12 protein-coding genes are annotated in these 15556 nt (G+C 73.4%); 2 read left to right on the forward strand and 10 right to left on the reverse strand.

Going from position 1 to position 15556, the window contains the following annotated elements; all coding sequences use genetic code 11:
• Nucleotides 1-45 precede the first annotated feature (45 nt).
• From B1759_RS16200 to B1759_RS16230, 7 genes are read right to left on the reverse strand one after another with little or no spacing between them, the layout of a single operon-like run.
• Nucleotides 46-1056 (reverse strand): flippase-like domain-containing protein, encoded by a 1011-nt coding sequence (locus tag B1759_RS16200; protein WP_095516125.1) that lies wholly within the window; start codon nucleotides 1054-1056, stop codon nucleotides 46-48.
• A complete protein-coding gene (locus B1759_RS16205) occupies nucleotides 1053-2318 on the reverse strand; it encodes a glycosyltransferase (protein ID WP_095516126.1) in 1266 nt (421 codons plus the stop codon). The genes B1759_RS16200 and B1759_RS16205 overlap by 4 nt, the downstream gene beginning before the upstream one ends.
• On the reverse strand, nucleotides 2315-2707 hold the full coding sequence (locus B1759_RS16210; RefSeq protein ID WP_095516127.1) for an STAS/SEC14 domain-containing protein: 393 nt from the start codon (nucleotides 2705-2707) through the stop codon (nucleotides 2315-2317). The genes B1759_RS16205 and B1759_RS16210 overlap by 4 nt, the downstream gene beginning before the upstream one ends.
• 50 nt (nucleotides 2708-2757) lie before the next feature.
• Entirely contained in the window at nucleotides 2758-3411 is a 654-nt protein-coding gene (locus tag B1759_RS16215; RefSeq protein ID WP_095516128.1) for a TetR/AcrR family transcriptional regulator, read from the reverse strand.
• A 12-nt stretch (nucleotides 3412-3423) separates the two neighbouring features.
• Nucleotides 3424-6702 carry an efflux RND transporter permease subunit gene (locus B1759_RS16220; RefSeq protein ID WP_095516129.1) on the reverse strand — a complete coding sequence of 1093 codons (3279 nt, stop codon included), beginning with the start codon at nucleotides 6700-6702 and terminating at the stop codon, nucleotides 3424-3426.
• A gap of 11 nt (nucleotides 6703-6713) precedes the next feature.
• A complete protein-coding gene (locus B1759_RS16225) occupies nucleotides 6714-8033 on the reverse strand; it encodes an efflux RND transporter periplasmic adaptor subunit (protein WP_095516130.1) in 1320 nt (439 codons plus the stop codon).
• Nucleotides 8034-8042: 9 nt separating this feature from the next.
• A complete protein-coding gene (locus tag B1759_RS16230) occupies nucleotides 8043-9764 on the reverse strand; it encodes a TolC family protein (RefSeq protein WP_158225312.1) in 1722 nt (573 codons plus the stop codon).
• Between the two features lie 269 nt (nucleotides 9765-10033).
• Here B1759_RS16230 and B1759_RS16235 point away from each other — a divergent pair, with 269 nt between their 5' ends.
• A complete protein-coding gene (locus B1759_RS16235) occupies nucleotides 10034-10756 on the forward strand; it encodes a response regulator transcription factor (RefSeq protein ID WP_198948962.1) in 723 nt (240 codons plus the stop codon).
• A gap of 17 nt (nucleotides 10757-10773) precedes the next feature.
• Nucleotides 10774-12048 carry a sensor histidine kinase gene (locus B1759_RS16240; RefSeq protein WP_095516132.1) on the forward strand — a complete coding sequence of 425 codons (1275 nt, stop codon included), beginning with the start codon at nucleotides 10774-10776 and terminating at the stop codon, nucleotides 12046-12048.
• A gap of 422 nt (nucleotides 12049-12470) precedes the next feature.
• Here B1759_RS16240 and B1759_RS16245 read toward each other — a convergent pair whose 3' ends face one another.
• From B1759_RS16245 to B1759_RS20550, 3 genes are read right to left on the reverse strand one after another with little or no spacing between them, the layout of a single operon-like run.
• Nucleotides 12471-14339 carry a relaxase/mobilization nuclease domain-containing protein gene (locus B1759_RS16245; protein ID WP_095516133.1) on the reverse strand — a complete coding sequence of 623 codons (1869 nt, stop codon included), beginning with the start codon at nucleotides 14337-14339 and terminating at the stop codon, nucleotides 12471-12473.
• A 1-nt stretch (nucleotide 14340) separates the two neighbouring features.
• Complete coding sequence (gene mobC, locus B1759_RS16250; protein WP_095516134.1) at nucleotides 14341-14709, reverse strand: plasmid mobilization relaxosome protein MobC; 369 nt, start codon at nucleotides 14707-14709, stop codon at nucleotides 14341-14343.
• Complete coding sequence (locus tag B1759_RS20550; RefSeq protein WP_369811380.1) at nucleotides 14706-15416, reverse strand: M23 family metallopeptidase; 711 nt, start codon at nucleotides 15414-15416, stop codon at nucleotides 14706-14708. The genes mobC and B1759_RS20550 overlap by 4 nt, the downstream gene beginning before the upstream one ends.
• Between the last annotated feature and the right edge of the window lie 140 nt (nucleotides 15417-15556).

Consider the following 15556-nt stretch of genomic DNA (forward strand, 5'->3'; position numbering starts at 1 on the left):
CGCGGTGTGGGATTTCCTGGACTGGGCGCAGCAGGAACCGTCCCCCTACGGGACCGTCGCCGTCCTCCCGAGGCCCAGGAACGCGAACGCGGCCACCGAGAGCGGCGCGTAGAACAGGACGAGCCGCCACGCCGCCGTCGCGAGCCCAAGCGTATCCGCCGGGACGAACGGGGCGTAGAGCGCGGCGAAGGCGGCCTCGGCGCCCCCCGCCGCGCCCGGGGTCGGGACGACGGCCATGAGCGTGAATGTGGCCCACTGGAGCGCCCATGACAAGACAGGCCGGACGGGTACTCCGAGGAATGCGAGAAGGGCCGCGGCGACGGAGTACCGGGCCGTCCACTGAACGGCCGCGAGGGCGAACCCCGCGGCGAATCGGAGCCGCCCGCGGCGGGCCACGAGCGCCGCGACGCGCCGAGCGTCCGCGAGAGGTCGCCGGAGTCTACCGCGAATCCGGGCCGCGAGCCGCCGAGTCCCCTGCCCCAGCCATCCCCGAGCGCCTGCCACGATCAGCGCGACGGCTCCGACCGCAGCGGCCCCAGCGACCAGCACGACCGGCACGAGCCCGACCCCGGCCCCTGCCAGCGCCGCGCGGAGCGCCGGGACCTCGGCCGCTACGGTGAACGTGAGGGCGAGCGGGAGCGCGACGGCCATGAACGCCGCGTTCTCCACCGCCTCGACCGCGAGGAGCGTCCCCGCTGCCCCGGCCGGAAGTCCCTGCCGGGTGAGGAGCGCCCACTTTAGGACGCCCCCGCCGGACCCCGTCGGCGTCACGACCGACCCGACCATCCCTCCCACGACGGCCCGGAGCCCGCTGAGGAACCGGACCGGGTGGCCCACGAACGACGCCCAGAGTTGGACCCGGAGCGCGCCCGTGACCCACGGGACGAGGGCGAGCCCCCCGGCGAGGGCGAGGGGGCCGAGAGGGAGCTCGGCCGTCGCGTCGAGCACGTGGCGGTCCGTCGTCAGAAGCGCCAGGACGACGTTCCCCACCACCCCGAGGGGGACGAGAATGGCCGCGGCCCGGCCGATGCGGTCCAGGCGGAGCGATGGCGTCATCTGAGACGGGGGGCGGCGGGCACGACGGACGGACCGGATGTCGCCCGATGGGAACGCCGGCCGCCCGGGCGAGACTCGGACGGGCGGCGAGGCCGAAGGGGCCGCCCAGCCCGGGCATATAGGCCGAGGAGCTGGCCGAACGTGGCGTCCCAAGAGAATCGGGCCTCGACGTGCTCGCGGGCGCGACGCCCCATCTCCGCCCGGTCGCCAGCCACGACACTCTCGACGTTCGCCGCCATCGCGGCTACGTCACCGGCTGGCCCGAGCCGACCGAGCCCTGGCGGCACTCGGTCGAGCATGGCCCCAGACGCCACGCCGACGACCGGGAGCCCGGAGGCCTGCGCCTCGACCACCGAGATCCCGAACGTCTCGTACGGCATGGCCGAGACGTACACGTCGGCCGACGCGAGGAGCCGAGCGTAGGCGTCGCGGTCGGGCTCGAACCCGAGGACGTGGACGCGCTCGTCAGCGGCGGCCTCGATGGCGGCCCTGTGCGGACCCTCGCCGACGAGGGCGAGCCGGGCCCCGAGCGCCTTCGGGATGCGCTGGAACGCCTCGACCACCTCCATCGGTCTCTTTTCGGCGTCCAGCCGCCCGGCGTAGACGAGAAGTGGGGACCCGTCCCGGACACCGAGACGGGCTCGGAGCGCGTCGTCGCGGCGGCGTGGGTGGAACCGGTCCAGGTCGACCCCGAGCGGGAGCAGGTTGCTCTCGACGCCGAGCCCCGCCAGCTTCGCCTGGTACGACGGCGACAGCGTGTAGACGGCGTCGAACCGGGGGTAGAGCCGGGCGACGTACCGGTACGCCACCGCCTCCGCCCACCGCCCGGCCCAGTCGCCGAGCACGCCCCCCACGAGCGGCGCCGCGTAGGCCGCTGGGAAGTCGGTCCGGTACCCCCCGACGACGACGCACGACGGGTCCGCCTCACGCCGGTGGCGGAGGGCGGCCCAGGGGAGGTTGTAGGCGCACTGGCACTCGATGACGTCCGGGCGCTCGGCCGCGAGGAGCCGCCGGACGTGGCCGTTCCGGAGCATGAGCCGGTAGGCCGGCGAACCGGGGACGGGGGGCGACTTCACGTAGTGCGTCACGTGCCTCCCGTCCCGCTCGGTGGCGTCCTCCGGCCCCGGCACGATGAGGACGTGCCGGGCGTCCGTGTGGGCATCGAGCCACGCCCGCTTGGCGTGGAGGTACGTCCGGATGCCGCCGCCCGTGGCGGCGTAGGACTGGGTGAGGTCGCAGACCGTCGGGAGACGGCTCGTCATGGGACCGGGGTCTCGAGAGAGTGGGTGGCGTCGTCGTGAGCGAAGGACCGGGCATATCGGAGGGCTCGGCCGGCCTCGGTAGCGCCAAACGTCTCGACGGGAGCTAGCACGAGCGTGCTCAACCACGACGCCGCCCAGGCGCGCCACGCCCCGGCTCCGACGACCGCCGCTCGGACGACGGCGCTCGGCACGGCCAGCGGGCGCTGCTCGATGTCGTCGGGGACAGGCCCCTCCGCCTCGGTCACGTCGAGAAGGATGGAAACCCGCCCTTGCGTCCTGCCCACCCCATCGAGGAGCCGCCAGAGCTTACGGACGTCGGCCACTCCCGCAGGACCGACGAGGGCCACGGGGTAGACGAACAGGTAGTCGGTCGGACGTTCTCGAACCATCGTCGGAGTATCGATCGGAGCAGCGGGACGCGGGGGGGCCTACGCCGAGGTCAGGGCGGCGGGCCGAGCGGGACGCCGTCAAAAGCCAGCGCCGTCAGGGCGTCGGCGAGCTCGGAGGGCACGAGGCCCCACGCGCAGGCCGCGTCGTCCGTCGTGAGGCTGAGCGCGGTCAGCGCCCCGAGCAGGGTCACGAGCAGGTGGTAGGCCGCCAGCCGCGTCGGAATCGCACCGGTCCCGCCGGCCGCCTCGAGCGCCGGCGCGACGACGTCGATGAGGTCGCCCACGAGCCGGTCGATGCGGCCGGCCGTCGGGCCCGCATCGGGGTCGAAGTAGAGGTGGGGGAGCTCCAGCGCGTGGAACCGGAGGAGCTCCGGCCGCTCCTGGAAGTAGGTCGCGACGGCGAGCGCGAGCGTCCAGAACCGGTACCGGACCGGCCCCTCGCCCTCGCCGAACGACCGAAAGACGAGCGCCCGGAGGTCGTCGAGGTGGGCCCCCACGACGGCGTCGAGGAGCGCCGCCTTCCCCTCGGGGAAGTGGAGGTACACCGTCCCCTTCCCGACCTCGGCCCGAGCCGCGATCTCCTCGACGGTCGCCGCGTGGTACCCGCGCTCGGCGAATACGGCGCGGGCCGCGTCGAGGAGGGCGTCGTGGCGCGCGCGGCGCTCACGGACGCGCCAGGACGGGACGGGGTGGCCGGGCGTCATGGCGTCTGCGGGCTAGTCGGCGCTCGGGACGGGCGCGAGCGCGGGCGTCGGCCGCTCGGTCGCCTCCGGCGAGACGCTCCGGTCGCCGCGGCGGAACCGGTCGCGGAGCCACGCCCCGAGGTCGTCGAAGTAGGTGTACGCCACCGGCACCACGACGAGCGTGAGGATCGTCGACGTGATGAGGCCGCCGATCACGGCCCGTGACATCGGCGCGCGGAAGCCGCCGCCCTCGCCGAGCGCGAGCGCGCTCGGGAGCATGCCCGCGATCATCGCCAGCGTCGTCATGATGATGGGGCGGAGCCGGACCTGGCCCGCCTCGGCGAGCGCGCGGAACCGCTCGACGCCCTCGCGCCGCCGCTCGTTGGCGTTGTCGACGAGGAGGATCGCGTTCTTCACCACGAGGCCGAAGAGCAGGATCACCCCGATCATCGACATCATGTTGAGCGTGTCGTTCGTGAGCAGGAGCGCCAGGAGCACGCCGATGAGCGAGAGCGGCAGCGACATCATGATGGCGAACGGCTGCGTGACCGATTCGAACTGCGACGCCAGGATGAGGAAGATGAGGATGATGGCGAGCAGGATGGCCTGGATCACGTAGCCCGCCGTCTCGGCCAGCTGCTCCGTCTCGCCGCCGAATCCGACCGAGTAGCCGGCCGGGATGTCCATCGCGTCCAGCCGGACCTCGATGGCCGCCGTCGCCTCGGACACCGAGAGGCCCGGGGCCGGGCTGCCCGAGATCGTCGCCACGCGCTGGAGCCGGTTCCGGTCGATCTGCGAGGGCGCCGTGCCCTCCTCGATCCGGGCGATCTGGCTGAGCGGGACCGCCCCGCCGGCGGGCGTCGCGATCGGGATCCGCGCGATGTCCTCGACCGACTGGCGGAAAGCCGGCGCGACCTGGACGACCACGTCGCGCTCCTCGCCCGTCGGGTCCTGCCACGTGGTCACGTCCTGGCCCGCGAGGACCGGGCGGACCGTCCCTGCCACCTGCCCGACCGTGAGGCCGAGCTCGTTGGCGATGTCGCGGTCGACGTCGATCCGGTATTCGGGCCGGGGCTGTCCGAGCGAGTTCCGCACGTCGACGACGTCGGAGAGCCCGGCGACCTGGGCCTCGACCTGCTGCGCGAGCGCCTGGAGCCCGGCGACGTCCGGCCCGCGCACCTCGACCGCCAGCGGGGCCGTCGCCCCGCCCAGCCCGCCGGCGTCGAGGACCGACGTGGTCACGCCGAAGATCGGCGCCAGCGTCTCGCGCGCCTCGGCCTGGAGCTCCGCCTGGGACTGGTCGCGATCGCCGGGCGACACGAGCGAGACGAACACCTCGCCGCCCGTGACGGTCCCGGTCTGGCCGGCGCCGACGGTCGTGTAGGTGTAGTCCACGCCCGGCAGCTCGCGGACGGCCGTGGCGATCTGCTCGGCCTTCTCGCGCGTGTAGCTCAGGCTCGACCCGTCCGGCGTCTCGAACTGGACGGCGAACTCGCTCGAGTCCTGCGGCGGGAGGAAGCCGCCGCCGATGAGCGGGAACAGGAAGAAGCTCCCGATGAGCAGGCCGATGGCGCCGAAGATGGTCAGCTTCCGGTGGCCGAGCGCCCACTCGATGACCCCGCTGTACTTCTGGGCCTGGCGGTCGAACCAGCGGTTGAACGCCGAGATGCCCCGCTTGAGCGGGTTCTTGCTCGGCGCGTGGCCGCCCTCCACGTGCGGGTCCACGCCCCAGTGGGCCGCCATCATCGGCGTCAGCGTGAACGCGACGAAGAGCGAGACGAGGACGGCGAAGGCGACGGTCATCCCGAACTGGAAGAAGAACCGCCCGATGATGCCGCCCATGAACGCGACCGGCACGAAGACCGCCACGATCGAGAGCGTCGTCGCCATGACGGCGAGGAAGATCTCCTTCGTCCCGTCGGCGGCCGACTCGAAGTAGCCCTTCCCCATCTCGCGGTGCCGCACGATGTTCTCGATCACCACGATGGCGTCGTCGATGAGGATGCCGATCGAGAGCGAGAGCGCCAGGAGCGAGATGATGTTGAGCGTGAACCCGAGCACGCCCATCAGGATGAAGGCCGCGATGACGGACACTGGCAGCGCGAGGGCCGTGATGACCGTCGCCTTCCCGTCGTTGAGGAAGAGCATGACGATGACGACCGTGAGGATGGCGCCGAGGACGAGCTCGAAGAGCGTGTCGTTGACCGAGTGCTCGATCTGGACCGCGTTGTTGCGGATGACCTGGAGCTCCGTCCCGGCCGAGAGCTCGGCCTGGATCTCCTCGACCGTCTCGATGACGCCCTCGGCCACCTCGACCGTGTTGGCCCCCGAGACCTTGAGGATGTTGAGGGCCACGGCCCGCTCGCCGTTGACGAGGGCCACGGACCGCTCCTCCTCGGTCGCGTCCTGAACCGTCGCTACGTCGCCCAGGCGGATCGGCGTGCCGCCGCGGTTGGCGACGACGATGGCGTCGAACTGGCGGGGGTCCTCGATCCGGCCGATCACGCGGACGAGCTGCTCGCCCGTCCCGCGCTCGACGCGGCCGGCCGGGACCTCCAGGTTCTGCGCCTGGAGCGCGCCGATCACCTCGTTCACGCTCACGCCCTGCGCCTGGAGCCGCGCGGGATCGACGTCGACGCGGATCTCGCGCGCGAGGCCGCCCGCCACCTGGACCTCGCCGACGCCGGGGACCGCCTCGAGCGTCCGCCGGACGTCCTCGTCGGCCAGCGACGTGAGCTGCTGGATCGGGAGCTCGTTGGAGGAGAGGGCGAGCGAGACGATGGGCTGGGCCGCCGGGTCGAACGTCTGGACGAGCGGCTCCTCGATGTCGGCCGGGAGCTCGGCGCGGACGGTCGCGATCTTGGCGCGGACATCGTTGGCGGCGTCGTCCGAGTCGCGGTCGAGGTCGAACTCGACGATGACCTGCGAGACGCCCTCGAGCGAGACCGAGGTGATGTCGTCGACGCCCTGGACCGGGTTGAACGCCTGCTCCAGCCGCTCGGACACCTCGCGCTCGATCGTCTCCGGGCTCGCGCCCGGGTAGACCGTCGTCACGGAGACGACCGGGATCTCGATGTCCGGGAACTGGTCGATGGGGAGGTTGCGGAGTGAGAACAGCCCGAGCACGACGAGCCCGACCATCACCATCGAAGTGAAGACGGGCCGCCGGATCGAGACGCCGCTGAGACCGGAGAACCGAGACGTGTCGTCCAGGTCGGGCTCGAGGGCCGGGTCCGGGACCTCGGCGGCGCGGTACCCCGGGTTGTCCGAGGTGCCGTCGCCGCGAGGGACGTGGTTGGAGGAGTCGCTCATGGGGGGGGGGGTTACTCGCTCTCGCGGGCGACGGAGGGGCGCGCGTCGGCGCCGGAGCGGGTGGCCGCCAGCTGGACGCGGGCGCCGTCGACGGTGTCGGTGGTGGGCGCGACGATCACGCGGTCGCCGACGGTGATCTCGCCCTGGATGGCGACGACGCCGCGGGCCTCGTCGCGCTGGACGATGCCGACGGGCTGCTGGCGGATGACGCCGTCGCGGACGACGTAGACCGTCGCGGCCTCGCCGTCTTCGGTCTGGCGCGTGCGGACCGCGCTCTCTGGCACGAGGAGCGCGTCGGCCACGGTCTCGGAGACGACGGTGCCCGTCGCGAAGAGGCCGCCGACGAGCCCGCTCGGGTTCGGCATCCGGAGGTACACGCCGACCTGGCGTGAGGCGGGGTCGGCCGTGGGGTCGATGCGCGAGACCGAGCCGCGGAAGGTCTGCCCGGGGTACCCGTCGATCTGGAACACGACCGGGTCGCCGACGCGGACGCGCCGGACCTCCTCGACACCGACCTGCCCGCGGAGCTCGAGGGCGCTCGTGCTCACGACCGTGAAGAGCGTCTGGCCCGGGTTGACCGCCTCGCCCAGCTCGACCGTCCGCGCGCTGACGGAGCCGGAGAGCGGCGACCGGACGACGGTCCGCGCCGCCTGCTCACCGGCCGACGTGGCCTGCGACTGCGCCGAGGCCACCTGGCCTTGGGCCGCCGTCACCTGTCCGCGCGAGGCGGTGAGGCCGGCCCGCGCCGACGCGAGCTGCGCCTGCGCCGCCTCGACCTGGGCCTGGGCGGCCTGGTAGTCGAGCCGCGACATGGCGCCCTCGTTGTAGAGGAGCTCGGCGCTCTCGGCCTGCTCGCGCGCCAGCGCCAGCTGGGCCTCAGCCGCCTCGACGCCGGCCTGGGCACTGGAGACGCCGGCCTCGGCGCTCGACACGCCAGCGCGAGCGCTCCCGACGCCGGCGCGCGTCGCCGCGGCCTGGCTCCGGACGCCCTCGGCCGTGACCGTCGCCATGACGGCCCCGCGCCCGACGGCCTGCCCCTCTTCGTAGCGGACGGACCCGATCGTGCCGCCCACCTGGGCCTTGACGTCGACCTGCTGGGCGGGCTCGAGCGTGCCGGTGATCTGGATGCCGGCCTGGATCTCGCCGGTCTCGACCTCGGCCACGTCCGTGGAAGCGAGGACGAGCGGGGCCCCCTCGGCCTCGGCGAGGTCGTCGGCAGAGTCCTCGCCGCTGCACGCGGTGAGGCCGACGAGGAGGAGGAGCGCGAGTCGCGCGGCGCGGCGGGGCCCGGTCGTGGCCCCCCGGCGGGTCAGGATGTTCATCGTGGACATGGGTGAGGCTTAGCCGTCGGTGGGGGCCGGCGTGTTGTTGCCGGTCGGGGTCGGGTTGTTGGGAGCGCCGTCTGCGCCGCCGTCGAGCGGGGTGCCGTCCGAGGGGACGCCCGGGGCGGGCGGCGCGAGGTCGACGGGGTCGGCGAGCGGCGCGCCGCCGCCCATCGAGAAGGTGGACGTGGCGCCGGTCGCGCCCGTCAGAGACCGCGCGAGGTCGGTGTCGGCCGTGTAGAAGTCGGCGAGGGCCTGGACGAGGTTGCTCCGGGCCTGAAGCAGGCCGAGGCGGGCGTTCGAGACCTCGAGCTGGGTCGCCAGCCCTTCGCGGTACTGGAGCTCCGTCAGCCGGTAGACCCGGGCGGCCTGGTCGACCGTCGTCTGGCGGGCGGCGATGAGGGCGGCGGCCCGCCGCTTCTCGCGGAGCGCCTGCTCCACCTGGAGTTGCACGGCCTCGACGAGCTGGTCGCGCTGGAGCTGGGCCTGCGAGAGCTCGACGCGGGCCTGGGCGACCTGCGCCCGCCGCCGGAACCCGTCGAACAGGGGCACCTGGACGCCGACCGTGACGGTCCAGTCGGTCCGGGGGTCCGTGTCGAAGGCGAACGCGCTCGACGGGAAGAGCGTCTGGCCGTAGCTCGTCGAGAGAGAGACCGACGGGAGGTACGCGGCCCTCTGGAGCCGGACCTGCTGCTCGCGGATGCCGACCTGGGCCTCGGCCGCGAGGATCGCCGCGCGCTGCGAGGTCTCGGCCGCCGGGTCGAGGTCGACGTCCGCGAGCGCGTCGGAGGGGGGAAGCGCGAGCTCGGTCGTGAGCTCGACGGCCTGGTCGTAGGGGATGTTGGTGAGCCGCTTGAGGTTGAGGACGGCGAGGTCGGCCGCGTTCTGGGCCTGGACCAGCTGCGGCCGGAGGTTCTCGAGCTCGACCTCGGCGCGGAGCACTTCGAGCTCACTCGCCCGCCCGGCCCGAAGGAACAGCCGCTGCTGGTCGAGGAACGCCTGTGCCTGCGCGATCGCGGCCTCTGAGATCGAGACGAGCTCACTAGCGACGAGCGCCTGGATGTAGGCCTGCTCGACCTGGAGCCGGACGTCGGCGACCTCCTCGGTCTCGTTGTAGGCGACGGCCTCGCGAGCGCCCCGCGCGATCCGCGTGCCCACGAAGGCCTGCGCTGAGAACAGCGTCTGCGACCCGCTCAGCGTCGCGGTGTACGCGTTCTCCTGCCCAAAGGGGAGCCCGCTGAACAAACCGCCGAGGGCGCCGAGCGCCGCGTTCGGCGTGTTCTGTTCAAGGTACCGGACGCGGTCTTCGAGGGGCGCGTTCGGGTCGGGGTCGAACTGGAGCGAGTCGGGGACCGCGAACCCGCCGCCGCCCGTGTCGAACTGGGACGCCAGTGTCCGCTGGTAGCCGAGGTTCGCGCTGAGCTGCGGGTACAGAGACGCGTAGGCCTGGTCGACCTGGGTCTCGGCGAGGTCGACCTGGGCGCGGGCGAGCTGGACCTCCTCGCTCGTCGAGAGCGCGCGCTCCACGGCGGCGGCGAGGCTGATGGGGACGGTCGGACCCGTCGGCCTCGGCGGGTCGATGGCCGGAGTGGACACCGTGTCGACGACGACATCGAGAGCCGCGGCCGTCGTGTCGACGGCGAGGGAGTCGGAGGCGGACTCCACCTGCGCCGCGGCGGCTGGGCCGAGACCGACCAGCACCGCCAGCGCGACGAGGGGGAGGGGGGACGAGAGACGCATGGAAACGGCCCGCCGGGGGACGGGCGCCGCGGAAGAGTTCAGGGGTAGCGGAGAGAGACTCCGGCCACCCACGAGGGCGAGGCCCGCCGCGCGCGCCACAGCGGCCCCGATCGGGGAGGGGGAGCCAGATCCGACGAGGGTGACGAAGGCGGTCAGGAGGCCGTGGCGGAGCATGGCGTGGGGTGGGTAGGCAACAAACGGAGCGGGGGCCCGCGGGGTCGTGCCGGAGGCCACCCTCCGGGCGTGGTGTCCCAGGTGCCCGTCTCGTGGTGGAGTCCACCACGCTGGATCCTCGCCCCCCACCGCGCCCGTATCCTCCGGGCCTCGCCGCCTCCGCTCCGCTGAACCGCCGCGTCTACATCGTCGACGACCACGCCGTGACCCGGAAGGGCTACGTGTTCCTCATCGGCGAGGAGCCTGGGCTGGAGGTCTGCGGCGAGGCCGCGAGCGCCGAGGACGCCCTCGCCGGCCTCCCCGACGACTGCGACGTGGTCGTGACCGACGTGACGATGGGCGGGATGAGCGGGGTCGAGCTGGTGAAGTCGCTCCAGGCCGTCCGGCCTGGGCTCCCTGTCCTCGTCGTCTCGATGCACGACGAGGGCCTCTACGCCGAGCGCGTGCTAAAGGCCGGCGCCCGGGGGTACCTCATGAAGAGCGAGGCCGGCGAGCAGATCGTCGAGGCCATCCGCCGCGTCCTCCGCGGGGGGACCTACGTGAGCCCGTCGATGGCCGAGGCCATCGTCCGCCAGTTCTCGGGCGGCCCGGCCGCGACGCCGGCCTCGGGCGTCGACGCGCTCTCGGACCGGGAGTTCGAGGCGCTCGAGCTCATGGGCCGGGGCCTCAAGACGGCCGAGATCGCCGAGGCCATGGTGGTCAGCCCCAACACCGTCGAGAGCTACCGGGCGCGGATCAAGCAGAAGCTCGGGCTCAAGAGCGGCGGCGAACTCATGCGCTACGCGATCCGCCACGCCCAGGACCGGGGGCTCCTGTGAGGACCGGCCGGTTCGGCTTGGGCGAGCCCCGCGCCGTGCCCGTCGGCGGCTCGGCGGACGCCACCGACCCGCTCGGCTTCATCGTGCTCACGGCCGAGCGGCTCCGGTGCGGCGCGCTCGCCGCTTTCTTCGTCGGAATGGGCGGCCTCATCGCGGTCGGCGGCGCCGTCAACGCGGTCCGGGGCGTGTCGACGGATCGCTCCTCCTTTTATGGCGCCCTCGGGTTCACGGCGCTGATGGCCGGATTCGAGTTGTGGCTCGCCCGGTCGGCGCGACGACGGATCGAGGCCGGCCTCGGTCCCTCCGTCGCGCTCCCGTACGTCGCGACCGTGCTCGAGGTCGCCGCCGTCGTCGGCGCCACGGCCGGTCGCCCCACGCCGACGGTGGGGTTCGAGGGGAGCCTCATCGTGCTGGTCCTGCTCTTGGCGTTCTCGGTCGTCCGGATGCGGCTGCCCGTGACCGCGTTCACGGGCGTGGCCGTCGCCGTGGGCTACGTCGGCCTCGGGCTCGTCACGTACGGTCCCGGCGAACCGCGGCGGCTGTGGGTGGCGTTCGTCGTCGCGGCCGGCGGGGTAGGGCTCGGGCTCATGGCGCGGGCCTTCCGGCAGGGGGCCACCCGGCTCGTCGCCGAACGGGAGGCCCGGGAACGGCTCCAGGCTGACCTCCTCGCCTCCGTCGAGGCCACGCAGGTCGGGATCGGGCGCGAGCTCCACGACAGCGTGGGGTCCCACCTCACGGGCCTCTCGATGGTCGCGCGTGGGCTCGTCCGGCGGATCGAGCGCGGCGCCCCCGTCGAGCGGGCGGAGGCCGTCGACGTCGCGGACATGGTCGACGAGGCGCTCCGCCAGGTCCGGCGGCTCTCTCGTGGGCTCACGCCATCGGAGATGGAGCCGGGCGGGCTCCCTTCGGCCCTGGCGGACCTGGCCGACAGCGCCGTGCGGATGTCGGAGGCCGACGTCTCGTTCCGCGCCGAGGGCGACCCCTCGGCGCTACCCTCCGACGTGGAGGGCCACCTCTACCGGTTCGCGCAGGAGGCGGTCGCCAACGCGCTCAAGCACGGCCAGCCAAGCCGGATCACGGTCGCGCTCGAGTCAGAAGGCGACCACGTCTCGCTCACGGTAGAGGACGACGGCGTGGGCATCGACGCGACCGCCGCGGCCGGGGGCGTCGGTCTCCGCACCATGCGCCACCGGGCGGACCTCGTCGGCGGGGAGTTCGACGTCGGGCCCATCGAGACGGGAGGGACCCGGCTCCGGTTGACGGTCCCGCTCCGTGGGTCCGTGAGAACGTAAGCGGGTCCTGCTCTTCGCCGGGCGCTGTCGGCGAATGGACGCCGTCGACTTCGAGAGCCCTCGGGCGCGACACGATACCGACGCATACAGCGAGGAGCCGCACGTACCAGGACATCCGAGGCGCGGTCGGTGTCCTCGACGGAGGCGGGAGCGGGCGGCGGCTCTCTTCCGGGACCTGTTCGGGCGGGGCGTCCCAAACGCAGACCCCAGCCAGTTAACGGCGGATACCTGGGCGTCCCCGGCGGATGGGGCAAACCGGCGCTGGTAGGGCTTCCGACGTTCGGAAACCCGTCCGCTCATCAACGTCCAGCAACCCCTTCAGCGTTGTCTTTCCGTTTGGGTGGTTGGCAAGCCCGATGTACTTCCGGCGCTGTTACTAACACGGCAGGTACCGTGCGACCTCCTCGAGCTCAGCGCCGCCGTCAGTCCCCCCGCACGACCGACTTCGCGGCCGTCTTTGCCGCAGCCTTCGCGGCGGACAGGCCGACTGACCCCACGCGCGCGCCGAGCGCCTTCCCAGCGGCGCCGTCCAGTCGGGCGGGCGTGATCCTGACGCCGGGCGAGCGGGCTGATCGTTCCCGGAGAGCCTTCTCGAGCCGTTCGAGCCGCGCCCTCACGGCGTCTGGGCCGAACTCGTCGACGCCTGTTCTCCGGGCGAGGGGCCGGACTCCGGACAGCTCGGACGACACCGCGCGGTGGACCTCCCCGACCCGTCTCACCTCGGCTTCGGCTTTCTGGACGGACTGCCGGGCCTCGACGAACGCGCGCCCGCGTTCCGCCGCCAGCGGCGCGGCGGTGCGCGCGAGCTCCGTCGTCGTTCCTCGGGTGAGGCTGTAGCGCAACGTGGCGGGCGTCGTCTTGAGCGCCCCGTACCTCTCGGGGTCGACGGCCATCCGTTGGGCGGCCCGGCCCACGCCGCTGGACTCGACGTCGCTCAAGAACGCCTGCCCCGCCTCTGACGGCTTCGCGTAGGTCTCCGTCATCGTGACCCCGAACGCGCGCTTCGCCTCGGACGCACGCGCCTGGGCGTCGCCGAGTCCCTTCTGGGCGGCCGAGACGGCGCTTGCCGCCTTCTCCTGGATCCGGGCGACCACCTGGAGCGCCTTCTCGCGCTCGGCCACGAGCCGGGCCGTCCGCGCGTGGTCGAGGACGGCCTGTTCCATCCGGTCCACTCGCCCTCCCCGCCGGGCATCTCGGGCTCGCGCACGGGCCTCGTAGGTCCGCGCCGCGTGCGAGGCTGGGTCCCGGCTCTGTGATGGCTCTTGTGCGCCGGAGGCTCCTCGACCGCTCCGGCTGGCGGCGCGGAGGGCCGCGCGCGAGCCGAGCCTCAGCGCCGTCCGTCCGAACACCTCGTCCGCGTCGCGCTCCCCATCAGCGACGACAGCGCGTCCGACGGCACGGCCCACGCGGCGCGTTCGGAGGGCGCTTCGCCTCAGCACACCCCGCCGCCTCTGGCGGATGCGTCCTCGCGCCCGTTCGGACACAGAGCGAGTCCGTCTCGCCTGGGGCCTCTGGCGTCCGCTCTCTCTCGTCCCGTGCTCTTCGGGAGACACGGACCGAGACGGGACGCGACCGGAGCGCTGGTGGGCCGTGAGGCTACCGAGGCGGGCTTCCAGCCGAGGTCGGCTGACCGTCCGGCTCACCGACGACAGCTTCGCCTCGCGCTTCCCGTCCGTCACGACGGCGCCGCGACCGCGCCGCTCAACGCGGAACCCCTTCGCCTGCAACCGAGCGTCGAGGTCGGTCCACGAGGTCGCCCCCTGAAAGTCGCCGAGCGCACGGCCCCGGACCTCGCGCGCGAACCCTCGGTCGGTCTGGCCTCTGGCGCCAGCGGCCCGCGCGTTCCGGCCCGTCCACCTCAGCCCGAGCTCGCGCTCCTGCCGCTCCACCGACGCCCGGAGCCGCCGCCGGTCGTTCGACGTGGACCACGCGCGCCCGTCCGGCCCGACGCGGTTGACCATCACGTGGACGTGGGCGTGCTCTCGGTCCACGTGGCGGACGACGAGCGCCTGGTGGTCCCCCAGCCCGACGTCGCGGAGCGTCCGATCGACGGTCCCCCGTATCTCCGCCTCGGTTGGGTTGTCCGACGGGTCGAACGCGATGGTGACGTGGTAGACCGGCTTCTCGCACTTCGACGAGAGCGCCGCCTGCTCGCGCATCTCTGCGACCGTCCCCGGCACGTCGTCCGCGAACACGTTCCGCGTCCCGACCCAGCCCACACGCTCCTCGCCACCGCCGAGGTAGCTGGCGAGGTCTCCGAAGCTGGACGCGGTGCTGGCACTCGCGACCATCTCACCCGAGCCCGGCCAGCACGTCGCGGAGCTCCGCGAGCGCGCCGCCCAACTGGCGCTGCGGGAGGGAGGTGCCCGCGGCGTTCGCTGCCCGCGCGAGCTGGTTGAGGTTGACCCCGATCCGGCGGAGGAGCACGCGCGTCTCGCGGTCGGCCCGCGCCACGACGGGCTGCCCGAGGGACCGTCGGCGGACGTACTCCGAGACCGTCAGCCCGGCCTCGCGGGCGGCGCCCCGGAGGTCGGCCTTCTCGGCTGCGCTCACGCGGACCTCGACCTTCTCGCCGCGGCGGCTCCCCTTCGGTCGACCGCCCTTCTTCCGGGGCGTCGGGGCGCTCTCGGGAGTGGCGCGTGCGGTGGCCTCTGGCGTCATCGCGCGCCCCTCCGTTCTCCCCTTGAGCCTGCCGGGACCGGCAGTGCGAAAGCGGCCTGCGCCCGCCGCGCACCGCGGGGGTCGAGCCGGGCCGTTGGGGGTTTTCGTCCGGACGAAAACATAACTTGCCAACGCTGTTCGTCCGCCCGCTGGCGGGCTGGCAACACGGCCAGGAAGGGGGCCGGATCGAGCGCTCGTCCGGAGGCGTCGCGGACCTCGAAGTGGAGGTGCGGACCGGTCGAGACGCCGTCGCGTCCGGGGACGCCTCCGCTCGCACCGACGGGCTGACCGCGTCCGACCCGGGTGCCTGCTCGGAGCCCTCGGCTCGCCGAAGAGAGGTGGGCGTAGAGCGTCCGGACGCCGAGCCGTCCGAGTGGCGCCGCGTGCTCGACCTCGACGACCATACCGTACCCCGACCGGCGGCCGACGGAGCGGACGACGCCCGAGGCCACGGCCCGGACGGTGGTGCCGAGGGGGACCGCGAGGTCAGCGCCGTCGTGGTGCCGAGTCCGCCCCGTGACCGGGTGCCGCCGCCAGCCGAACGGGGAGCTGACCGGGCCGCTGGCGGGCCGGACCACGAGGGGAAGCGGAACGCGTCGGACTCGTGGAGGCGTGCTCTCGCGGGGAGCCTCGCGGTGAGCCGCGGAGACCGTCTCAGCAGACGAGTCCTCGACAGAGCGGTGGCCCCGTGCGAGTTCGGCGAGCACGGACGCTGGGCGCTGGGTGGACGGGCTGCCCGCTGCTCGGTCGGAGCTCGCGAACGGCGCCCCGAACGCGAGGCCGAGAATGACGGCCTGGGCGGCGAGGCGGAGACGTCGAGGGGTGAGGCGGGGGGGGGGGGGGGGGC

This window comes from Rubrivirga sp. SAORIC476, from assembly GCF_002283555.1.
Lineage (GTDB): Bacteria > Bacteroidota > Rhodothermia > Rhodothermales > Rubricoccaceae > Rubrivirga.